The 255-nt window shown below is 71.0% G+C and carries 1 pseudogene; it reads right to left on the bottom strand.

Annotation, left to right across the window (positions count from 1 at the left end):
• Positions 1–217, bottom strand: a pseudogene (locus ABC138_RS17560) (IS3 family transposase); the annotation flags it as partial.
• Positions 218–255 lie beyond the last annotated feature (38 nt).

The following is a 255-nucleotide window of genomic DNA, read 5'->3' as shown; positions in this document are numbered from 1 at the left end:
CGGGATCGTCGCGGTGGGCGTCGAACAGGGCGTTGGCGCGGTAGGCCTGCTCGAGCTCGGCGTCGGTGACCGGGTTGGCGAGCCAGCGGTAATAGGGCTGGCGCGCGATCTTGAGCACCCGGCACGTCACCGTCACGGGCACCCTGATGGGCGCGTCCTTGGCGGCCAGCTCGCGGACGAGCGGTGGGGGCACCTCCCGCTTGCGGGGGAACATCATTTTCCCGGCAGGTTCGCCTGCGACAGGTATGCGGCCGC

Origin of the sequence: Janibacter sp. LM (assembly GCF_039631275.1) — a bacterium.
In the GTDB taxonomy this organism is placed as follows: Bacteria; Actinomycetota; Actinomycetes; order Actinomycetales; family Dermatophilaceae; genus Janibacter; species Janibacter terrae.
The sequence above is the reverse complement of the archived record's forward strand: the minus strand, read 5'-3'. Positions and strand labels throughout refer to the sequence as shown.